The following is a 20,038-nucleotide window of genomic DNA, read 5'->3' on the forward strand; positions in this document are numbered from 1 at the left end:
AAAATCAAATATCCTGATGCTAAATCTTTAGTGCTTTTACCAAATTGCGCATAAGCATGGTAACAGTGAGTGGTCCTACTCCTCCGGGAACAGGAGTAATAAAACTTGCTTTTTCTTTTGCTTTTTCAAATTCTATATCTCCTACAATCTTATCTCCTACCTTATTTATCCCTACATCAATAACAATCGCTCCTTCTCTTATCCACTCTCCTTTAATTACACCTGCCTTCCCTACAGCTACTACTAAAATCTCTGCTCTTTTTACATGCTCCTCTAAATGCCCCGCATCGGATGTACCAATATGACAAACTGTAACTGTGGAAAACTCATTCAAGAAAAGTAAACTTAAAGGCTTTCCGACGATTTCACTATGTCCTACTATAACTACCTCTCTACCATACAGATTTATACCCGTATATTTAACTAATTCAAATACTGACTCTGCAGTGCAAGGTATAAAACGTGGTTTACCTAAAAAAATATACCCTAAATTTTCCGGATGGATTCCTTCTATATCTTTTAAAACATTTATTTTTTCTATAACTCTCTGGCGATTAATTTGACTGGGCAAAGGCATCTGGATGATTATCCCCTTTATTGTCCTGTCCTCATTCAAATCTTCAACTAACTGAATCAGTTTACCCTCTTGAACTCTCTCGTCTAATTTAAAGAGACAATATTTTATTCCTAAATCCTCAGCCGTTTTTCTCTGCTGCCTCAAATAGATTTCTGAAGAAGGATTTTCTCCTACCTGAATAGAAGCCAAAATGAGATTATCATTCAAAGCTTCAATTTCTCTTTTTAAACTTTCTTTAATCTTATCTGCCAGCATTTTCCCTTCCAATAATTTAGCCATTATATTATTCTCCGTTTTTCTCGAACATTTTTTCTTTAACCCTCTCTTTAATTAACTCGGAAATCGTCTCGTTTTCTTTAATCAGCGGCTCTATGATTTTCCTTATTTCAACTATATAATTACAATCTTTCAAGTTATTTAGATTTATCTCAATATTCACGAGGGCGGATTGAAAGCCTGCCTTAAGTAGACTTGCAGATGCATAAAGGTCACTTATCAAATTGATGTTTGTTATGTCTACTAAACTCCTACATATCTTTAAAACCCTTATAGACAACTGGCATACCTCTAAAGGAACGGCTATTGCTTCTCTTATTGCCTCCCGGAACATAATTCTGTCTTTTTCTTTTGAATTTTCTTTAACCGCCTTTCGAATTTGATTTACTTTTTCATAAGCAGTTATATCTAAATCAATAAGTTCCATGAGCCGAAAACGCAAAGATTCGTTATCTTCAAAAAATTTCTTAACCTCTTCTTCCATCTCTTTATATTTTTTTCTTCCGATGGTAAAGTTGCAAACCATGCTTATGAGGGCACTACCCATCGCAGATACCAAAGCTGCTGCTGAACCTCCTCCCGGAGCAGGTTTTTTATCTGCTAAATCATCAAGATATTTTTTAAGATTTTGATTAAGATACACCATTTAAAAAACCTCAAAATACAAATATCAAAACAAGAATCTTTAAACTATGCATTCTGCTTTTTAATCTCTACCTGCCTCGATACTCGGCGAACCCGCCAATTTTGTGGCATAATTTTTTGATACATTAGCTCTATGATATTCCAATTATCTTGCCTTCGCTAGTAATATCCAGTTTCTCTGCCAAGGGGTTTTTGGGGAGCCCGGGCATAAGTAAAGTCTCTCCTGCAACCGGAACAACAAAGCCTGCCCCTGAAAAAATTTTTACTTCTTTAATCCTTAAATTCCAACCAGTAGGAACCCCTTTAATTTTCGGATTGTCAGAGAGAGAAAGATGGGTTTTGGCAATATTAACGGGCAAATTACCAAATCCTAAATGCTCTAAATGTTCCAACTCTTTTTCTGCTTCTGAAGAATATTCAACATTTTTCGCTCCGTATATTTCAGTGGCAATTATCCCTATCTTTTTCTTCAAGGGCAATTCTAATTTATACAACGGTTTAAAAAATGAAGGGTTTACCTGAAGTGTTCTCAAAACAACCTCTGCCAATTCCTTCCCTCCTTCTCCTCCCTTTGCCACTACTTCCGAAATAACTGCCTTAATTCCTTTAGCCTCACAATGAAGTTTTATCGCATTGAGTTCATCGGTATAGTCTTTAGGGAAACGATTTATAGCCACGACCACGGGAACACCAAATTTCAAAACATTATCAACATGATGGTCAAGATTCTTAAAACCCGCTTCTAGATAGCGAAGATTTTTTTCTCCTACTTTTTTCTCATCCTTTCCTCCCTGAATTTTCAAAGCTTTTGCCGAAACCACCAACAGTGCTAAGTCAGGCTTTAAATCAGCTTCTTGGCAAACAATGTTAAAGAATTTTTCCATACCTAAATCTGTTCCAAAACCACTTTCAGTAATTACATAGTTCGCTAACTTAAGAGCCAGTTTTGTGGCAATAAGAGAATTATTCCCATGAGCAATGTTAGCAAAACAACCTCCGTGTATAAGAACAGGCTGACCTTCGCAGGTCTGGACCAGATTTGGCTTCAAAGCATCCCTAAGTAAAACCGCCATCGCCCCACTTGCTCTAAGAACTCCTGCAGTAACAGGTTTACCATTCTTCGTATAGGCAACAATAATACGCGAAAGCCTCTTCTTTAAATCTTCTACACTCAAAGCCATAGATAAAACTGCCATCACTTCAGAAGAAGCGCTTATGTCAAAACCAGAATTATGCACAAAACCATGTACTTTACCACCTAAACCACATTGAATATAACGAAGTTGTCTATCATTTATGTCAATCGCTCTTCTCCAGAAAACCTTATTTAAATCTATATCCAAATCATTCCCAAAGTATATGTGATTGTCAATAATTGAAGCTAAAAGATTGTGTGCAGAGGTTACGGCGTGTATATCTCCAGTAAAATGCAAGTTTATATCTTCAGCAGGTAAAACTTGTGAAAATCCACTACCGGTTGCCCCCCCTTTTGTTCCAAACATTGGTCCTAATGATGGTTCACGAAGACAGAGAATTACATTCTTTTTCAACTTTCCTAAAGCCTGTGTTAGACCAATAGCAGTACTGGTTTTCCCTTCACCAGACTTAGTGGGAGTAATGGTCGTAACAGTAATAAGTTTCCCATTCGGACGAGAAGCGATGCGTTGAAAAATATCCAGTTTTATCTTAGCCTTATGTTCTCCAAATAACTCTAATTCGTCTTCCCTTATTCCTGCAAGACGTGCAATCTCTCGAATCTGTTTCAATCGCGGTGTCTGCATATTATTTTGTAGGTATAATCGTCAAACCGACCAAAAGTCATCTGTAAGAAAAGCGTTCTTTATATAGTTGATTTGGGGAATCTTCTTATCCCAGTTTATGGCGACTACATCAAAACGAACATTATACCCTATTAACTGAAATCTCTTTATATAATTAACTGCAAGATTAATAAGATGTTTTCTCTTTTTCAGGGTAATCGCTTCTTCGGGTAAACCAAATTCTTTATTGGTTCTGGTTTTAACTTCTACAAAACAGATTGTATCCCTGTCTTGGGCAATAATATCTACTTCTTGTCTCTTAAAGCGGTAATTCCTTGCTAATATTTGTAATCCTTTCTTCCTTAGAAAACCTGCGGCTAAGTTTTCACCTTTTGAACCAATCTCTGATGGGCGCAAAACTTTGGCGATGAAGGGGAGATGGACCATGTTTTTTTAATAAATTAAAATGTAATTGTGTTCCATATCCTTTGTGTAATTTAAATGCATAATGTGGGAAAAAAAAGTCGTAAACCTCCATTATTCTATCTCTAATTACTTTAGCCACAATCGAAGCACAGGCGATGGAAAAACTCTTCGACTCTCCTTTAATAATGCAAGTGTAAGGATAATTTGAAGATATTTGTATCCCTGCGTCGGTTAGAACGTAATCTGGTTTTTTCCTTAAATTAATTAAAGCTGAATCGGCAGCAAATTGAGTAGCATAAAAAATGTTAGTATTATCTATAAGTCCAACCTCTGCTATGCCAATCCCAATCCATGCGCTCTTAATTATCTCTTTGAAAGCTTCTGCACGCTGTTTAGGGGTAAGCAATTTAGAATCTGCAATTTTATGCGAGAGATAAATCTTCCTCTGTTCTGGCTTTAAAATAACTGCTGCCACTACAAGAGGACCAGCAAGAGGACCGCGTCCGGCTTCGTCTAATCCAGCAATAAATTCAAATTTCTTTTTCCTCAGCAGATTCTTTTCCCAAAGGAACATTATCCGTACCAAAATCTTCCTTAAGACCTTCTTTCTCTTCTATCCTTGCCCCTTTCCCTATTTTCGCTCTCAAATAATAAAGCTTAACTCTTCGAACCCTTCCTTTCCTAATTACACTAATCCCTTCTACAAAAGGAGAATGTAAAGGATATGTCTTTTCTACTCCCACTCCATAGGTAATCTTCCGCACCGTAAAAGTCTCAGAAATTCCACTTCCTTTCCGAGCAATTACTATCCCTTCAAATATCTGAATGCGTGATTTATCTTGCTCAACTATCTTTTCCTCAACTCTTACAGTATCTCCAATTTTGAAAACGGGGATTGTTTTTTTTACATAACTCCTCGTCAAATCATTTATTATTTCCATTTTATCACCTCTTTTTTTGATTATGATTATAGCAAAAAAAAATTAGTTTACAATCATATTTTTAGCTCTTTTTTGTTTTTGTCCCAAAGATCGGGTCTTTTTTCATGCGTCCTCTTCATCGATTCCATTTTTCGCCACTCTACTATCTTTTTATGGTCTCCAGAGAGAAGAATAGCAGGAACTCTCCATCCTTTAAAACTCGCTGGCCGAGTATATTGTGGATATTCAAGGAAACCAGAAGAAAAACTCTCTTCATTCAAAGAATCACTGCTTCCTAAAACACCGGGAATCAAACGAACTACCGCATCTACAACAACCATTGCTGGTAACTCTCCGCAAGTAAGAACATAATCACCTATCGAAATTTCCTCATCTATGAGATATGCCCTCACTCGCTCATCTACTCCTTCGTAGTGACCACAAATAAAGATGAGATGTTTTTCTTTGGAAAAACTCTCTGCTATTCTCTGCTTGAATATCGTACCTTGTGGGGAAAGTAAGATGGTCTTTGAATCTCTTTTCTTTAATTCTTCTAAAGCATTATATATAGGTTCTATCTTCATTACCATCCCTGGCCCTCCGCCAAATGGTCTATCGTCTACTTTTCTATGCTTATCTTTTGACCACCTTCTTAAATCGTGAATCCTAATCTTGACTAAATTCTTCTCCTGAGCAATTTTCAACATTGACTCTCCTAAAACTGGATTAAACATCTCGGGAAAAATGGTAATAATGTCTATTTCCATAATCAGCTCAATTTTAAATAAACAAAGCAAAAACAAAGAATCAACTAAATAACTTTTTCCTTCTTGAGTAAACTTTTCACAGATTGCGTTGGTTTGGCACCTTTTTTTAACCAGACGTCCATGCGCCTGCGATCAATATTGAATAAAGCAGGATTGGAATTAGGACTGTAAATACCCAGTTGTTCAACAAAGTCGGAATCTCTGCTTTTCTGCTGACAGGCAACTACTATCTTATAATGTGGTTTGTGCTTCGTACCAAACCTTACCATCTTAATTATTAACGCCATTTTCCTCTCCTTTCATTCAGAAACCCTTGTTTATGATTATTAATCTTTCACCCGTTTAATCCTAGCGCCCAACTTAACCAACTTTTTTTCCATATTTTCATACCCACGGTCCAGATGGTAAATACGAGATACTTCTGTTTTACCTTTTGCCACAAGTCCCGCAAGAACTAAAGCGGCGGAAGCCCGTAAATCAGAAGCCATCACCGGTGCTCCGCTTAATCTTTTAACTCCCTTAACAATAGCTGAAGCTCCTTCCAACATAATTTCTGCTCCCATGCGATTTAATTCTGCTACATGCATGAATCTATCCGGATAAATCTTCTCAGTAATTACCGAAATACCATCGATTACAGTCATCAAAGCCATCATCTGGGCTTGCATATCGGTAGGAAAACCAGGATAGGGTAAAGTTGTTACCTCCACTGGTTTCAATTTTCTTCGTCTTCTTACTCTTATACTATCACCATAACAATTTATCTCTATTCCTGTTTCCCTCAATTTATCTACTACTGCTCCCAGATGTTCAATACAGGCAGATTTTATACATATATCTCCTTCAGTAATCGCCCCTGCAATCATATAAGTACCTGTCTCGATTCGGTCAGGAATAACGGAATAATCAACACCCTTTAGACCGTCTACTCCTTCTATTTCAATGATAGGGGTATTTATGCCTTTTATTTTAGCTCCCATTTTAAGTAGAAAGTTTGCCAAGTCAATAATTTCCGGTTCGCAAGCAGCATTTTCTATTAAAGTTTTCCCCTTTGCCAAAACCGCTGCCATCATCACATTCGCGGTGCCCAAAACCGAAGAACCAAAAGGTCCTCCTAAATAAACCCGTGTTCCCTTAATTTTTTTTGCCCTGGCTACGATATAACCGTGTTCGATATTAATCTTACTTCCTAAAGCAGAAAGCCCTTTCAGATGGAGATCGATAGGCCGGTGTCCAATAACACAACCTCCGGGCATAGAAACTTCTGCTTTATGGAGTTTAGCCAATAAAGGACCTAATACACAAATAGAAGCACGCATTGTCTTTACTAAACTATAGGGAGCAATGTATTTCCTTTTATTCTGTGGTTCAACTGTAACAGTGTAATTGTCCCACTCCGCTTTCATCCCTAATGCCCTTAAAAGTCTAATCATTGTATGAATGTCCCGTAAGGGAGGTACATTTCTAATTTTACAAGGTTCGTCGGTAAGAAGAGATGCGGCCATAATAGGCAAGCAGGAATTTTTTGCACCGCTAATTGCTACTGTCCCTTCTAAGGGCTTACCGCCTTCTATAATAAGTTTATCCATAATACAATCAATATTATTGGATTACCAACGGTTAATCTCTTTATAATATGCAAATTTAATTGTTTTGACCATTGGTCTTAATAGAATTTGTTCTACCTCGATATAAAACAACCACTCTTTCTATTCCCCGAAGGTCTTTAATAAAATCTAATTGGGTAAACTCAGAATGAGAAAATATCTTTTCTACTTCTTTCTTCTGTCCCGCACCAATCTCCATAATCAAAATACCATCGGGAGATAGATAATGAGGTGACTCGCTGATAATTTTTCTGATATAAAAAAGCCCGTTCTCTCCACCGTCAAGAGCAATCCGAGGTTCAAATTTTACCTCTTCTTGCAAACAGTTGATTTCAGATGTCGGGATATATGGTGGATTGGAAACAATAATGTCGTAACAGGAATAAGAAAATCGTAGATTATCAAAGATGTCGCTCTGAATAAATTCAATTTTTTCAGAAACATTATTAAACAAAGCGTTAGATTTTGCCACCTCTAATGCCTCTAAGGAAATGTCGGTAGCGGTTATCCAAACATTAGATATTTTTTTTGCTAAAGAGATAGAAATACACCCTGATCCCGTTCCGATGTCTAATAACCTTAAAATTCTTTTTTGAGAAAATTCAACAATTTTTATTACCGCCTCAACGAGTATTTCTGTATCACAACGAGGAATAAAAACCCCTGGAAAAACTATAAAGTTCAAGCCGTAGAACTCTGTGTTTCCAGTAATATACTGAAGAGGATATTTTTCTTTTGCCCGTATTTTTATAAAATGCAAAAACTCTTTTTTAACATCTTCCTTTAATTTGTATTCTCTTTCCAAATATATTTGCAGGCGGTCTTTTTTGGAAATAAATGAAAAAATCTCCTCTGCATTACGCCGAGGATTTTCTACATCATTACTATCTAAATACTTTGTAGCCCAGTTTATACACTCTAACACTGTATCATCTTTATGAGTAATAACTGCGGTCATTTTATGAAATCTTTATCACTTGTGTTTGATGATATATCCGCTAATCTATGCTTCAATTTCTCTTCTCTCTCTGCTTTTTGTAAAGATTGAATCAATTCCATAAGGTCACCCTCGAGAACTTCTTCTAGTTTATAAAGAGTAAAATTTATCCTGTGGTCAGTGACTCTTCGTTGAGGAAAGTTATAAGTTCTTATCTTCTCACTCCGATCCCCTGTGCCAATAAAATTCTTTCGCGTTTGGTCTATTTTATCCTTCCTCTCTCTTATCTTAAAGTCAAGAAGCCTTGCCTTAAGCACACGCATCGCTTTCGCTCTGTTCTTTATCTGTGAACGTTCATCTTGACAGGTAACCACAATATTAGTAGGTAAATGCGTAATTCTTACTGCGGAATCTGTAGTATTTACAGATTGTCCACCCGGACCTGAAGAACGATACACATCGATGCGAATATCCTTAGGGTCTATCTCTACTTCTACATCTTCCGGTTCTGGCATCACCACCACGGAAACTGCTGAGGTATGAATGCGTCCTGAAGATTCTGTAACTGGAATTCGTTGGACACGGTGCACACCCGATTCAAATTTAAACATACTGTATGCATTCTGTCCCTGTACAGAAAAGATAATTTCTTTAAATCCACCCAATTCAGTAGGATGAGAGTCTATATGCTCGTATCTTAAGCCACAACGGCTGACAAATTTGGTATACATCCTGTATAAATCTGCGACAAATAGCGATGCTTCCTTCCCCCCTGTCCCTGCGCGTATCTCTACAATAATATCTCTACCGGCATTAGGATCTTCTTCTTCTAAGAAAATAGTTTCCAGTTCCTCTTCTAAGTTTATCTTTTTTCCTTCCAATTCTTTGTATTCTTTCTCGGCAATTTCCTTAATCTCTGCATCATCGGTTCTGAGAACAGATTGCAAGTTATTCAATTCTTCGTTTATACGTTTATATTCACGGAATCTACCAATTGTATAAGAAAGCTTACTCAACTCTTTAGAAAGGTTTTGATATTTTATCTTATCATTTATCGTCTCGGGTAAGGTTAATTCTTTTTCAATATCAACAAATCTCTCTTCCAGTTGAATGAATTTTTTGATAATTGCAGCGTTCATTTGTTCGAAGAACCATATTTCTTCTGAAATCTCTCAACTCTTCCTGCAGAATCAACCAGTTTCTGTTTACCCGTAAAAAAGGGATGGCATTTACTGCAGATTTCAATGCGGATGTTTTGTTTAGTAGACCGAGTATGAATCACTTCGCCACAACTGCAAGTAATTGTAGTTTCTTTATACTCCGGATGAATACCTTTTTTCATTTTTTCCTCCTTATCCAAATTTTAGATATTTTATCAAATTTTATCATGTTTTTCAAACAAAAATACCTCTAATAATCGATATAGAAAGCATTAATCAAATACTGGCAGGCTTAAAAATCTGCTCTTTAAAACCAACCCCAGGGTGTCAGGGATGTAAGAAGCAATGTTCTATACCATTCCGACGATACCAGATATAATTTATATCATTTTCTCTGGTCCACCAGATGCTGCTCTTATCAGTATCACCGTACTCAACACCAGAGAATAAATAGTCTTTTATAATCAGGTAGTTTGAAACCGCTATAAAATCTCCCGCTTCCATCCTTTCTATAATGTGTAACCTTAGACGTAAGGGATTATGCACATAATTAGCTACCATAACAGCAAAAGTTTCCAGGTTAAGGTCATATTTCCCAGAATAATAAAAATTATCTAAGAACTGACTATCGGCTCTAAAACCTAATGCGGATATATTTCTAACCCCTAAACATTGATGGCAAATATGTGCAATTTCGTGCAGAAGAACACATCCATCTAAATTATGGTTAACAACAATTGTAGAAAAATTTCTAAATCCACTACGATAGGTGGATTTACCTCCAGGGAATTTATGTAAGTCTTGAGTCAAATTACGAAAGACGATTAACCCCGGACCTATCAACTGTAACACATATTCTGGAAGCATAAGTGGTTCAAACAATGTAATTAGCGAGCCCAGGATATCATTACTATCAACATAATCTAACCCTTCTACATCAATTCCAAAGTGCCTGCATAACTTCAAGAATTGGTTCTTGAGGTTTGCTAATAACTCTGAATCACTTAGGACAATGGAAGGAACTGTTGGATAATCCCTAACACTAACATGTCTAAAGACAGGCTGTAACCAATATGCCTCAAATAAAGGACTCATATCTCTTGCCAAATCTTCTATCTTCTCATGAGGCTCAAAAGAATATTCTAATTTCCTCAATGTGGGATTTTCCATAACCTGCCATTTTTGTTCATCGGGCTTTTTATAGGCAATGAAAATTAACTGTCGGAATCCTTGTTGCGTCATTATAGGAACCACGACCAAATTTGTTTCATACCCTGCAATATCCAGGGCAATAGCTTGAATTATAACTATCTCTTCTAAAGATGCATTTTTATCACTAAGTATCTTACTTAGGGGTCTGCAATGAAATAGCGGACTAAAAATGCGTGCATACAAATACTCCTCATCATACTCCGGCCAAAAAGAATCACCCGCGGATATTCCTTGAGTAAGTGCAAGGATTTCATCTGGAGTAGCATAGGGAACAAGCAACTTCAATTCCTCAAACCATAAATATCGCGTTACCTCTGAACCGGGAAAATTCCTATAAGAGGAAGGAGAAAAAGTATGTTCTTCATCCTGTATAAGAGAAACATCTTGTAAGATATAATCATATAGTAGAGGAAACTGACATCCTTCAGAATGATTAATTGCCGTATTCAGCGATAAATCATCTGTTTCTTCTCTTGGAAGATACGAAAATGTTAAATTGGGAATAAAAAGAAATAACAAAATACACAGAAAAATAACTCTACCCATCGATACGATTCTTTCCATAAAATATAATTCTGTATTTGTAGATGATAAAAGTTTTTAAGACTTAACTCAATATATATAAAATAGGTAACTATAATTACATGTCATGGGACAAAACAAATCTAAAATAATTAGAGGTATGGTATAGCTATTTACTAATGCGAGGAAAGACTTTCCTTAACCAATGCACTTACTTTCTTGGAATCTGCTCTTACTCCTACTTCCGCCAAAACCTCTTTCATCACCTTACCCATATCTTTTAAAGAGGTCGCCTGGGTTTCTAAAATCTTTCTTTTTACAATCGCTGACAATTCCTCATCACTTAAAGGCAGGGGAAGGTATGTTTTAAGAATTACTAATTCTTCATCTACCTTATCAATAAGCTCTTGGCGCCCTGAGTTAGCGATGCTTTCTTTCGCCTCTTCTAATCTTTTTTTCTGCTTGCTAAGTACCGAAAGCGTTTCCTCATCACTAAGTTTATCTTTTCTTAATTGAATAGCAAAATTCTTAAGCTCTGAACGAACAAAGCTTAAAAATTCTATGTGGTGTTTATTTCTTTCTTTAAGTGCCAACAAATAATCTTTATAAATTTTTTCTTCTATCATAAAAACAAAAAATTACCCCTTCCTTAAAATTCAATAATAAGGCAACTAATATTACTCAAACTCTTTGACGGTTTCTGTTCTTCTTTTTTCGCCTAGCAAAAAATCTCTGGGCAAGACTAAGATCAATGGGTTTTCTACGAGTCACGGCGTAGGCAATTAAATCCGTAGAGGTTTCCTCTAAAACCCGCACATTAGAATCCACTTTCTCGGCAATAAAATTGATTACCTCCGAAGGCAATTCCAGTCCCGCAATCTCAGTCTTGAGTTTGAGCAATTCTGTACGCAGAGAAAAATCTAACTTTGCCCTGTCCCCACCTTGAGTATCAATAACCTTTAAAAGGTTATCTATTCTTGACTCAAGTGTGGTCCACATTATTCACCTCCTTCCCTTATTATATGTTTAAAACCAGCTTAATCTCTTATATATTATACATCTTTTATTTCTTCAAGTAAAAGAAGAAAATTATCTTTAGGCACACCGGAACCAAATATCCCGCTCCCTACATAAGCTATATCTACACCTGCAGATTTTACTATCCTAATATTATCAACCTTAATTCCGCCATCTAAACCGATATAATAACTTCTCTTTCTTGAATGAAGTAAGTAAGACTTTTTCAAAACTTCTGGGATGAATTTACTTCCGTAAAAACCAGGATTAACTGCCATGATAAGCAATATATCTATTTTATCCAAAAGATTTTCTATCTTTACTAAATCGGTTTCAGGATTAATTGCCAACCCTACTTCTATCTTCTCCTTCCGAATGCTTCTTATCACTTGTTGAGAATCGTCCTTTGCTTCGTAATGGAAGATAATCCTCTTTACACCTGCTTTTTTAAAAGGGATAATCTCTTTTAGGGGATAATCAACCATGAGATGGACTTCTAAAAAAAGTCCTGTCTTTATACTTGCTAAAGCGTCTGCAGTAACACTCCTTGAAGGCACAAATTTACCGTCCATTATATCAATCTGAGCAATATCACTAAACGATTCAGCTTGACGAATCTTTATCTCTAAATCTTTTGGGTCATCAGTCAGAATGGCAGGGACAACCTTCATATAAAAGTTTACAGTCTAATGTTTACAGTTAACAGTAAATTTAGCAATTTAAACTATTTTATTTTCTTAAACTCTTCAAGAGGCATAGAGAAAGAGTGTTCTTTTCCAGGGAAAATTCCTTTTTCTACTTCCTCTTTAAAATTTTTAACAGCATCTATAATTTTAGAACCAAGGTTGATATATTGTTTAGCAAACTTTGGCAAGAATCTCTCAAACAAACCAAGCATATCGTGAGTAACTAAAACCTGACCATCGCAATAAGAACCCGCTCCAATACCTATGGTAGGAATTTTTAGTTCCTCAGTAATAATTTTAGCAACGCTGTCAGGAATGCATTCCAAAACAATACTAAAACAGCCTGCTTTCTCAAAACTAATCGCAGTTTCCTTCAAGGCACGCGCTGTTTCTGCATCTTTTCCCTGAACTTTAAAACCTCCCAATTGCACAGCAGTTTGTGGAGTTAGTCCAATATGCCCCATAACCGGAATCCCTGCAGAAACAATTGCCTTAGTTATTTCAATCACCCCTGGATAATACTCTAATTTCACTGCATCACAACCTGCTTCCTTAATAAATCTTCCAGCATTGTAAATTGCTTCTTCCTTACTTTTATGAAAAGACATGTACGGCATATCTCCTACTAACAAAGCATATTTTACTGCCCTTCTTACTGCCTTTGCGTGATGAAGCATCTCTTCCATCGTCACGGGAATAGTACTTTCGTAGCCCAAAACAACCATCCCTAAAGAATCGCCTACCAAGATTATGTCTATTCCTGCTCTGTCAATAAAAGAAGCCAAGGGAAAATCATAGGCAGTAAGCATGGTAATTTTATTTTTTTTTATTTTCATCTGCATAATATCAGGAATAGTCATCTTTTTTTTATCCATTTTCTCCTCCATTTAACCTTTTAACTAATTAACCAATTATTACTTTAGATAGGAATCGCAATAGATTTTTTTGTTCAAAAGTATCTCTGCAGTGCGTATTACATCCCTTAACTCACTATCCAAGGGATCAAGGATGGCAGCATCCAGCCCACAACTTAATGCCATTGCCAAATAAATACGATTTATTAAAGAACGGTATTTTGTCCCTTGAGAAACATTACTTAAACCCAAAATTGTTTTCGGGGAAGGCTGAGATAACAGTTTTATCTGGCGAATGGTCTCTAAAACCTCTGGACACTGCATCTGAGCAACATTCACAGGAAGAACCACCGCATCGATATACAAATCCTCTAAATCCAATCCTTCTTCTTGCCATTTATTGAGAATATTCAATGCCAGTTCTAAACGCATATTCGCATCAGAAGGTATCCCTTTTTTGGATATCGTAAGCCCAATTAAAGAAGCATTGTATTTCTTGGCAAGAGAAATTGAGATACTTAACTTTTCCTCATCTGCAGATGTGGAATTAATTATCGGCTTGGACTTGCAAAATTGCAGTCCTTTTTCCATTACAGCCGATTTCGTTGTATCTATTGCCAGAGAGACATCGGTTACCTCCGTAATAACCCTTACCAACCATTCCATGGCAGAAACAGCTTCATCAACGGCTGTCCCAACATTGACATCTAAAGCGTTTGCTCCTTTTTCTATCTGTTTCAAGGCTAATTCTTGAATAAATTTTTTATTTCTCTTTTCAATTGCCTGCGCAACATCTTTAAACATCCCATTAATGCGCTCTCCAATGATAAACACCTCATACCTCCGTGTAATTCTGTAAATCCGAAACACGAAATCCAAAATCCGAAACAAATCCCCAGTTTATTTCGAATTCTAAACTCAACCCTTTCAACCCCAAATAGATTCAAAATACAAAAATCAAAAATTCAAAAAAAAGATATTCCTGGTTTCGTTTATCATCGTATAGGACTTGTCATAAAACTGTTTCGCCTGTCTGCTATAGGCGGGAATTTCGATATCCGAATTTCAAATTTAATGAGCCATCAATCCCCTGATGGTCTCTTTTACCAAACTGATCGCCTTCGGATGATTCATTACTAAAATATCTGCTCCAGCATTTAGAAAAGCAATGGCTGTAGCTGCCTCCCAGAGAACCGCCCTTTCTTTCTGCTTTCCCCATAAAGGAACTTCTATCTCAGATATTCTTGCTTCTTTAGCCCGCCATGCTTCCTGCCCCACGAAATTAATCATTGGTTGAGAAAGCATTTTATCTCCATTTAAACAAGCAAGTCTTGTTCTTTCCATAACTGAATAGGTATATTCAAGACCATATCCTAAGCCTCCGGTTGAATGGTGTATAACAATCCTCCGGGAAGAAAAACCTATATCCGCAAGTAGGATATTTAATTGCTTTGCCAAATTAACATCGATAGGGGTCTCTGCGATTAAAGAATGCCCTCCGCTTATACAGGCAGCTCCGATTATTTTATAATTCTCCTGCACTGCAATACCCAAAAGACAATTTTCTCCTTTTACTATCTCTGAAACTCTCAAAAGAACATCGCCGTCTTTCTGAATAGCACCGCTTCCCGTGATAATTAAAGGAACTTCTATATTTTTAAATACTTTTTCCACAGTTCTTTCTGCTTCTTGAGGAGAAACATCCTTTCCGTCAGGATGAGTACTAAATAACCTCAAACAAAGCAAATCTACGCCAAATTCCTCTACTGCTTTTTTTGCCCAATCGACAGGGTTTTTAATGACACCCTTAAATTCTTCTTTAAGAGATTCAACCCAATTCTCGGGTTCGGTATCCCAAACTTCCATCGCTACTACTGGCGGGTTAATGATTTCTCCTTCGAAATGTAAGAAGGGTAAAGTATTTTCTCCTCCGACCTTTATAACATTCTTTCTTGTCCCTCTTTCTTGGGAAGTTGCTCCAATAACTATCTCATTTACTCTCCCCGACCATTTCTCTACTACCTTTTCCATAACCACTCCCTTATTCTATAAATTACCTAAATTTATTTTATCATATGGGCAATATTCTACGAAGAAAAATTTTAGAAGAACAAATCAAATAAACTTAAATAAGAGCTCACTTAATTTCTGAAAGGCAATTGAATTTTCTATCTTTATTATTGACCCTCCTTCTTTCCAACAAGAATTTAATTCTTCATCTTCAGGAATTGTCCCCAAAAGATTTAAACTCTCTTTTTCAAATTTTTCAAATGCAGGAGATGCTGAATTGAAACGATTTAAGATAAGATATTTATTTTTTATTTTTAATTTTAACTTTTGGGTAATATCTTGAATACGAAAGGAAGCAGTAAGGGAAACAGGATCAATTGTTGCAACGATAAATAAAATATCTAAATCGTCGGTAGTCCTCCTACTTAAATGTTCCATTCCTGCTTCGGTATCTATGACCACAACTTTATAATTGCGCGAAATTTTACTCAAGTATTCTCTCAAAAGATGATTTATTGCACAATAGCATCCCGGCCCCTCGGGACGTCCCATAGCCAGTAAATCAACTTTATCAGATTCTACCAAAATTTCATTTATCCTTCGAAAAACAAACTCATTCTTTGTTTCCCTCGTATCGGTTTTATTTTCTAATACTTCCTCTCTTACATCAGCAATTGTTTCTGTAAGTTCCAAGTCCAAAGCAATATTTAAGTTGGAATTTGGATCGGCATCTACAGCCAAAATAGGAGTCAATTTTCTTTCAATAAAGAATTTTATAGTTAATGCAGCCAACGTTGTCTTACCTGAACCACCTTTTCCAGAAAAAGCAATCCTTAAACTCATAACTTAGTTATTTGTTTTGAAAGAATCTTCTTAATTGATGGAAACTTATCTATGTCTGTATGCGGTAAGAACAAAGAGGCGCTATAATTGTTCATAAATTCGGCGTTGGTGCTTAAATCAATATAGGTCATTTTCCTGGCAATACTTTCTATCTCTTCATAAGCTTCCTGAGAAAGTAAACAAATCTTTGCACCCGTAAGAGAAGAATTACCCAAAAAGATAAATCTTTCACGAGGCAAATCAGGCAATAATCCAATCATTACTGCTTTTTCTATATCCAGATATGTCCCCAATCCTCCGGAGATGAAAAAGTATTTTACATCTTCAAAAGAAAGCCCAGTATGTTTTAGCAGAACTTCTGCTCCCGTATATATGGCGCCTTTAGAGTGAATTACATTCTTTATATCTGATTCAGTAATAGTTATATCTTGGGAAACTGCGGTTTCGTCCTTATAGACGATGATAAACTCTATCTCTTCTCCTGTAACTATACGCTTGTCTCCATTTAATTTAATTTTTCCAGAACGTTCAATTAACCCATTTCTTAAAAGCTCACCCACAACATCGATTATCCCTGACCCACAAATTCCTTTTGGCTTTGTATCACCAATAGTAGAAATTTTAACTTTATTATCCTTGCGAATTTCTATCCTCTGAATTGCTCCTTTCATTGCCCTTATTCCCCATTTGACCCCTCCCCCTTCAAAACATGGCCCCGCAGAAGTAGAACAGCACACTAACCAATCATGATTTCCCAAAACAATCTCTCCATTTGTTCCCAAATCTATAAACATAGAAATTTCTTTATTCTTATGCATTCCGGAAGCAATCACTCCCGCCGTTATGTCTCCGCCGACATAACTGGAAACAGCCGGAATACAAGAAAGTAAGGCTCGAGGATGAATCTTAATTCCTACTTCTACCGCTCTAATTACCGGAATAAAATTGGCAGTAGGAACATAGGGTTCTCTCCTAATCCATATGGGGTCAACTTTAAGCAAAAGATGAATCATTGTAGTATTACCCGCCACAGTTACTGCATAGATATCATTGAGACTAATGCCGTGGTCTTGTGCTAACTTTTGAATCAAATCATTTATTGTATCCACTACTGCATGGTGCAATTTTTCCAGTCCGTGAGACGATTCAGCTACAATAATACGTGAAATCACATCCTCACCAAAGTCTATCTGACGATTGTAAGAAGCCTTGGCTCCCAAAACTTCCTGAGTATTAAGGTCTACTAAATAAGCTACTACCGTCGTAGTCCCTACATCTAAAGCAATCCCAAAATTTATTCTTGTAGTATCGCCAGGTTCAATAATTACTATTTCTGTAGTGCGATTGCGGTTTCCTAAGATTGCCGTAATTCTCCAATTGCTTTCACGCAAAATTTTCCCCAGATTTCGCAAATTTGCAAGACCTGTTTGCATTATAGGAATTTCACGATTTTTGCGCAATTCGCGATAAAGTCTTTCCAAATCACTAATATTGTCCTGAAGTGTGGGAGGAGGAAGTTCGAGATAAATTTTTGTTGCAAGGGGACTGTGAGTAAAAATTCTTCTTCCTACAGAGGGAACTTTTTCTATCTCTTCAGGAGGGGTATATAGACCAACCAAACGCTCCGCTTTTAATTCCGCAGTAAGAATTTCTATTTCTTCGATACGTGATTCCGGGGGAACTTCTACAATTAAATCTGAGTTAGGGGTAGTTCTACAGGCAAGGGCATAACCCAATTTCCTTTCTTCACTGCTTATTCTCCCACTAAACTCAGTGTTGTATTCTCCTTTTTTAATAATCACCTTGCACCGACCGCAAACACCCTCTCCACCGCAGGAATTAAAAATCTTAATTCCTGCTTTTAGAGCTGCTGAGAGTAAATCTGTGGCTTTAGAAATTTCTACTGTTTTATTATAAGGAGAGAAAGTAACTCTATAGGATTCCATTACCTTATCGTCCACCGCTTATCCGCTTTGTTGTTAAACAGTCAAGTTTGACAGAAAACGGTTTTCCTTAAATACAAATCAATAGCTAACTATACAATTGCTTTAGAAACTTGGGGATTCCCGAGGCTTCTTTTGGGCCAACTACTACCTGCCAACCAGACTCTTCTTCCAGTTTTCCACTTAAAACTGCCACATAACCGGGAATAATAATCTTTCGATGAGAAAGCATTCTCTCTAATTCCAATCTTTTCAACGCTTGAGTAATTGCTTCTGCAGTAAATTTTTCTGCAGCCCAAGCAGTTAAAACCGACATCCCCTCAGTATCCACTACTAAAAGATGAGAGGGAATCTTAGAATTTTCTATTTCCGGGGCAACCGTATAGAAAGTCAAAGAGAAATTTGTGGTTACTAAAAGCGGAGAGTTAATATTGGGTGAACCAATTCCATATAGTTTTGGTTCGACAGTAACCGGTTTCTGGGGGTCAGTAAAAATATTCTGTCTCAAAGTAAGAAGGGCCAAATGGGTTTCAAAATCCACAAAATCTACAACCACAATACTTGCATATTTGGAAATATATGTTCCTGCTTCAAGGGTACTTAGCTTATTATCTTTGTTTTGAGCAAAACAAATAAGAGGAAATCCTGCGGGGCGGAAATTCTTTAAAATTGCTAATCTTCTTAAAATGGTTAGATTCTGCAAGGTCTTCCCAATATTCTCAGCAGTGGCATTAAGAATCAATTCCCTATAACCTTTGTTAACCACTTCTTCTGCCAAAGAAAGAGTTTTTTCTAAAGACCCCCCACTAATCACGATGGGAAGTGAATCTTCTTTAACCAAGTCTATAAGTTCATCGGAATTTGTTTTTTTAGTCCAATAAACAATTGGTCTTAAATCCTTAGCTATTTTTATTGATTCTTTTAAAGCCAATTTATCACTAGTTATAAGAATAATTCCTAAGGAACTTTTTTGAGAAGCCTTCTCTACCAGTTTCAAAAAACTATCTTTATTTTCCAAAGTTTGACAAAGAGCAAGCATGTCCAATTTTAATTCCTGTCCTACTCTTTCAAAACAAAGAGAATTAATTTTAGATAAATTATTTTCTAATTCTTTGTCCGATAAATTATCCTTTAAAGAAATAGCAACTGCTGGGGGGTGATAAAAAGTCTTTTCATGACGAAAGAGCACTGTTTCCCCTCCTAATTCTATCTTTCTATTGTCCCTACCCACGGTTATAGTTCTTATTGGAGGTTCTGTGGCTTGCGAAAGGATTCTTTTGGTCTCTTCAGAAACATAAGGGCATTCCTCAATTGAGCCTTTCTTGGTTAACAAACGCATGGCGAAGGCAAGACAGGTAGGAGAACCGCATTTCTTGCAGTTTGTTTTAGGAAGTAATTTATAAATATCTAATGCCGTCAAAGCCATTTTAACTCACTTAAATAAATCGGGGCGGACGGATTCGAACCGTCGACCTCTTGAACCCCATTCAAGCGCGCTAATCCAAACTGCGCCACGCCCCGAAATAAGCGGTTGACTGGTTAAATAGTTAAATGGTTAAATATAATAACTTTTTGTTACAAAATTATATATCTAAGCAAGAGAAAAAACAAGGAAATTTATTAGTTAGAAAAATTTGGGAGAAATTTAATGTGGAAAAAACTGGCTTGAGGTATCAAGGAACAATACCGGATCATAAAAACCTATACCGCTTTGGCATAAAACAGGTTGTTCTGTATCTGCCCGTGGAGAGGCATAATATTGGGTAAATAAATCAAGAGCAATGTCTATCTGTTCTAATTTTGATTCATTTTTAATTAAATCTAACAATTTTCTCTTAGCAGTTTCCTTATCAACTTCTCGGGTTACCAACTGCCA

Annotated in this window: 23 protein-coding genes and 1 tRNA gene; all 24 read right to left on the reverse strand. The window is 36.6% G+C overall.

What is annotated here, in order from left to right; genetic code table 11:
* Window positions 1-19: 19 nt before the first annotated feature.
* Window positions 20-859 (reverse strand): bifunctional 5,10-methylenetetrahydrofolate dehydrogenase/5,10-methenyltetrahydrofolate cyclohydrolase, encoded by an 840-nt coding sequence (locus NC818_03415; protein MCM8783810.1) that lies wholly within the window; start codon window positions 857-859, stop codon window positions 20-22.
* 1 nt (window position 860) lies between these two features.
* Window positions 861-1,499: a cyclodeaminase/cyclohydrolase family protein gene (locus NC818_03420; protein ID MCM8783811.1), complete on the reverse strand. Its 639-nt coding sequence runs from the start codon at window positions 1,497-1,499 to the stop codon at window positions 861-863.
* A gap of 130 nt (window positions 1,500-1,629) precedes the next feature.
* A complete protein-coding gene (locus tag NC818_03425; GenBank protein ID MCM8783812.1) occupies window positions 1,630-3,279 on the reverse strand; it encodes a formate--tetrahydrofolate ligase in 1,650 nt (549 codons plus the stop codon).
* A gap of 21 nt (window positions 3,280-3,300) precedes the next feature.
* Entirely contained in the window at window positions 3,301-3,675 is a 375-nt protein-coding gene (locus tag NC818_03430) for a YraN family protein (protein MCM8783813.1), read from the reverse strand.
* A complete protein-coding gene (locus NC818_03435) occupies window positions 3,644-4,270 on the reverse strand; it encodes a ribonuclease HII (GenBank protein ID MCM8783814.1) in 627 nt (208 codons plus the stop codon). Before NC818_03435 ends, NC818_03430 begins: the two co-directional genes overlap by 32 nt.
* Window positions 4,215-4,625, reverse strand: a complete 411-nt coding sequence (rplS, locus tag NC818_03440) for a 50S ribosomal protein L19 (protein MCM8783815.1) — start codon at window positions 4,623-4,625, stop codon at window positions 4,215-4,217. Before rplS ends, NC818_03435 begins: the two co-directional genes overlap by 56 nt.
* A gap of 53 nt (window positions 4,626-4,678) precedes the next feature.
* Window positions 4,679-5,374, reverse strand: coding sequence for a tRNA (guanosine(37)-N1)-methyltransferase TrmD (gene trmD / locus NC818_03445; GenBank protein MCM8783816.1), 696 nt, complete (start codon window positions 5,372-5,374; stop codon window positions 4,679-4,681).
* A 41-nt stretch (window positions 5,375-5,415) separates the two neighbouring features.
* Window positions 5,416-5,658, reverse strand: a complete 243-nt coding sequence (rpsP, locus tag NC818_03450; GenBank protein ID MCM8783817.1) for a 30S ribosomal protein S16 — start codon at window positions 5,656-5,658, stop codon at window positions 5,416-5,418.
* A gap of 39 nt (window positions 5,659-5,697) precedes the next feature.
* Window positions 5,698-6,960 carry a UDP-N-acetylglucosamine 1-carboxyvinyltransferase gene (murA, locus tag NC818_03455; protein MCM8783818.1) on the reverse strand — a complete coding sequence of 421 codons (1,263 nt, stop codon included), beginning with the start codon at window positions 6,958-6,960 and terminating at the stop codon, window positions 5,698-5,700.
* A gap of 55 nt (window positions 6,961-7,015) precedes the next feature.
* A complete protein-coding gene (gene prmC / locus NC818_03460) occupies window positions 7,016-7,936 on the reverse strand; it encodes a peptide chain release factor N(5)-glutamine methyltransferase (protein MCM8783819.1) in 921 nt (306 codons plus the stop codon).
* The gene (gene prfA / locus NC818_03465) at window positions 7,933-9,054 is read right to left on the reverse strand and encodes a peptide chain release factor 1 (GenBank protein MCM8783820.1); all 1,122 of its coding nucleotides are present in this window, start codon (window positions 9,052-9,054) and stop codon (window positions 7,933-7,935) included. Before prfA ends, prmC begins: the two co-directional genes overlap by 4 nt.
* The gene (gene rpmE / locus NC818_03470) at window positions 9,051-9,257 is read right to left on the reverse strand and encodes a 50S ribosomal protein L31 (GenBank protein ID MCM8783821.1); all 207 of its coding nucleotides are present in this window, start codon (window positions 9,255-9,257) and stop codon (window positions 9,051-9,053) included. Before rpmE ends, prfA begins: the two co-directional genes overlap by 4 nt.
* A 145-nt stretch (window positions 9,258-9,402) precedes the next feature.
* Entirely contained in the window at window positions 9,403-10,851 is a 1,449-nt protein-coding gene (locus NC818_03475) for a hypothetical protein (protein ID MCM8783822.1), read from the reverse strand.
* A 134-nt stretch (window positions 10,852-10,985) separates the two neighbouring features.
* Window positions 10,986-11,435: a GatB/YqeY domain-containing protein gene (locus tag NC818_03480; protein ID MCM8783823.1), complete on the reverse strand. Its 450-nt coding sequence runs from the start codon at window positions 11,433-11,435 to the stop codon at window positions 10,986-10,988.
* Between the two features lie 55 nt (window positions 11,436-11,490).
* Entirely contained in the window at window positions 11,491-11,808 is a 318-nt protein-coding gene (locus NC818_03485; GenBank protein ID MCM8783824.1) for a DnaA/Hda family protein, read from the reverse strand.
* A gap of 53 nt (window positions 11,809-11,861) precedes the next feature.
* Window positions 11,862-12,497: a ribulose-phosphate 3-epimerase gene (locus tag NC818_03490; GenBank protein ID MCM8783825.1), complete on the reverse strand. Its 636-nt coding sequence runs from the start codon at window positions 12,495-12,497 to the stop codon at window positions 11,862-11,864.
* Window positions 12,498-12,550: 53 nt separating this feature from the next.
* A complete protein-coding gene (gene panB, locus NC818_03495) occupies window positions 12,551-13,387 on the reverse strand; it encodes a 3-methyl-2-oxobutanoate hydroxymethyltransferase (protein MCM8783826.1) in 837 nt (278 codons plus the stop codon).
* A gap of 39 nt (window positions 13,388-13,426) precedes the next feature.
* Window positions 13,427-14,200 (reverse strand): dihydropteroate synthase, encoded by a 774-nt coding sequence (locus NC818_03500; protein ID MCM8783827.1) that lies wholly within the window; start codon window positions 14,198-14,200, stop codon window positions 13,427-13,429.
* A 237-nt stretch (window positions 14,201-14,437) separates the two neighbouring features.
* A complete protein-coding gene (locus NC818_03505) occupies window positions 14,438-15,397 on the reverse strand; it encodes an acetyl-CoA decarbonylase/synthase complex subunit delta (protein MCM8783828.1) in 960 nt (319 codons plus the stop codon).
* 84 nt (window positions 15,398-15,481) lie between these two features.
* The gene (locus NC818_03510; protein MCM8783829.1) at window positions 15,482-16,219 is read right to left on the reverse strand and encodes an AAA family ATPase; all 738 of its coding nucleotides are present in this window, start codon (window positions 16,217-16,219) and stop codon (window positions 15,482-15,484) included.
* Window positions 16,216-18,165: an ASKHA domain-containing protein gene (locus NC818_03515; protein MCM8783830.1), complete on the reverse strand. Its 1,950-nt coding sequence runs from the start codon at window positions 18,163-18,165 to the stop codon at window positions 16,216-16,218. Before NC818_03515 ends, NC818_03510 begins: the two co-directional genes overlap by 4 nt.
* 85 nt (window positions 18,166-18,250) lie before the next feature.
* The gene (gene acsC, locus NC818_03520) at window positions 18,251-19,588 is read right to left on the reverse strand and encodes an acetyl-CoA decarbonylase/synthase complex subunit gamma (GenBank protein MCM8783831.1); all 1,338 of its coding nucleotides are present in this window, start codon (window positions 19,586-19,588) and stop codon (window positions 18,251-18,253) included.
* Between the two features lie 19 nt (window positions 19,589-19,607).
* A tRNA-Pro gene (locus NC818_03525) sits at window positions 19,608-19,683 on the reverse strand.
* Window positions 19,684-19,807: 124 nt separating this feature from the next.
* The coding region (locus NC818_03530) for a hypothetical protein (protein MCM8783832.1) at window positions 19,808-20,038 on the reverse strand (231 nt) is incomplete at its 5' end.

The sequence above is a fragment of the Candidatus Omnitrophota bacterium genome (assembly GCA_023819145.1).
Lineage (GTDB): Bacteria > Omnitrophota > Gorgyraeia > DTHP01 > DTHP01 > JBFWKV01.

Excerpts from the sequence above, each read along its gene's own strand:
- NC818_03420 (MCM8783811.1), bottom strand. The coding sequence starts at position 1,499 with ATGGTGTATCTTAATCAAAATCTTAAAAAATATCTTGATGATTTAGCA.
- NC818_03425 (MCM8783812.1), bottom strand. The coding sequence starts at position 3,279 with ATGCAGACACCGCGATTGAAACAGATTCGAGAGATTGCACGTCTTGCA.
- rplS (MCM8783815.1), bottom strand. The coding sequence starts at position 4,625 with ATGGAAATAATAAATGATTTGACGAGGAGTTATGTAAAAAAAACAATC.
- rpsP (MCM8783817.1), bottom strand. The coding sequence starts at position 5,658 with ATGGCGTTAATAATTAAGATGGTAAGGTTTGGTACGAAGCACAAACCA.
- murA (MCM8783818.1), bottom strand. The coding sequence starts at position 6,960 with ATGGATAAACTTATTATAGAAGGCGGTAAGCCCTTAGAAGGGACAGTA.
- prmC (MCM8783819.1), bottom strand. The coding sequence starts at position 7,936 with ATGACCGCAGTTATTACTCATAAAGATGATACAGTGTTAGAGTGTATA.
- prfA (MCM8783820.1), bottom strand. The coding sequence starts at position 9,054 with ATGAACGCTGCAATTATCAAAAAATTCATTCAACTGGAAGAGAGATTT.
- rpmE (MCM8783821.1), bottom strand. The coding sequence starts at position 9,257 with ATGAAAAAAGGTATTCATCCGGAGTATAAAGAAACTACAATTACTTGC.
- NC818_03475 (MCM8783822.1), bottom strand. The coding sequence starts at position 10,851 with ATGGAAAGAATCGTATCGATGGGTAGAGTTATTTTTCTGTGTATTTTG.
- NC818_03480 (MCM8783823.1), bottom strand. The coding sequence starts at position 11,435 with ATGATAGAAGAAAAAATTTATAAAGATTATTTGTTGGCACTTAAAGAA.
- NC818_03485 (MCM8783824.1), bottom strand. The coding sequence starts at position 11,808 with ATGTGGACCACACTTGAGTCAAGAATAGATAACCTTTTAAAGGTTATT.
- NC818_03490 (MCM8783825.1), bottom strand. The coding sequence starts at position 12,497 with ATGAAGGTTGTCCCTGCCATTCTGACTGATGACCCAAAAGATTTAGAG.
- panB (MCM8783826.1), bottom strand. The coding sequence starts at position 13,387 with ATGGATAAAAAAAAGATGACTATTCCTGATATTATGCAGATGAAAATA.
- NC818_03505 (MCM8783828.1), bottom strand. The coding sequence starts at position 15,397 with ATGGAAAAGGTAGTAGAGAAATGGTCGGGGAGAGTAAATGAGATAGTT.
- NC818_03510 (MCM8783829.1), bottom strand. The coding sequence starts at position 16,219 with ATGAGTTTAAGGATTGCTTTTTCTGGAAAAGGTGGTTCAGGTAAGACA.
- NC818_03515 (MCM8783830.1), bottom strand. The coding sequence starts at position 18,165 with ATGGAATCCTATAGAGTTACTTTCTCTCCTTATAATAAAACAGTAGAA.
- acsC (MCM8783831.1), bottom strand. The coding sequence starts at position 19,588 with ATGGCTTTGACGGCATTAGATATTTATAAATTACTTCCTAAAACAAAC.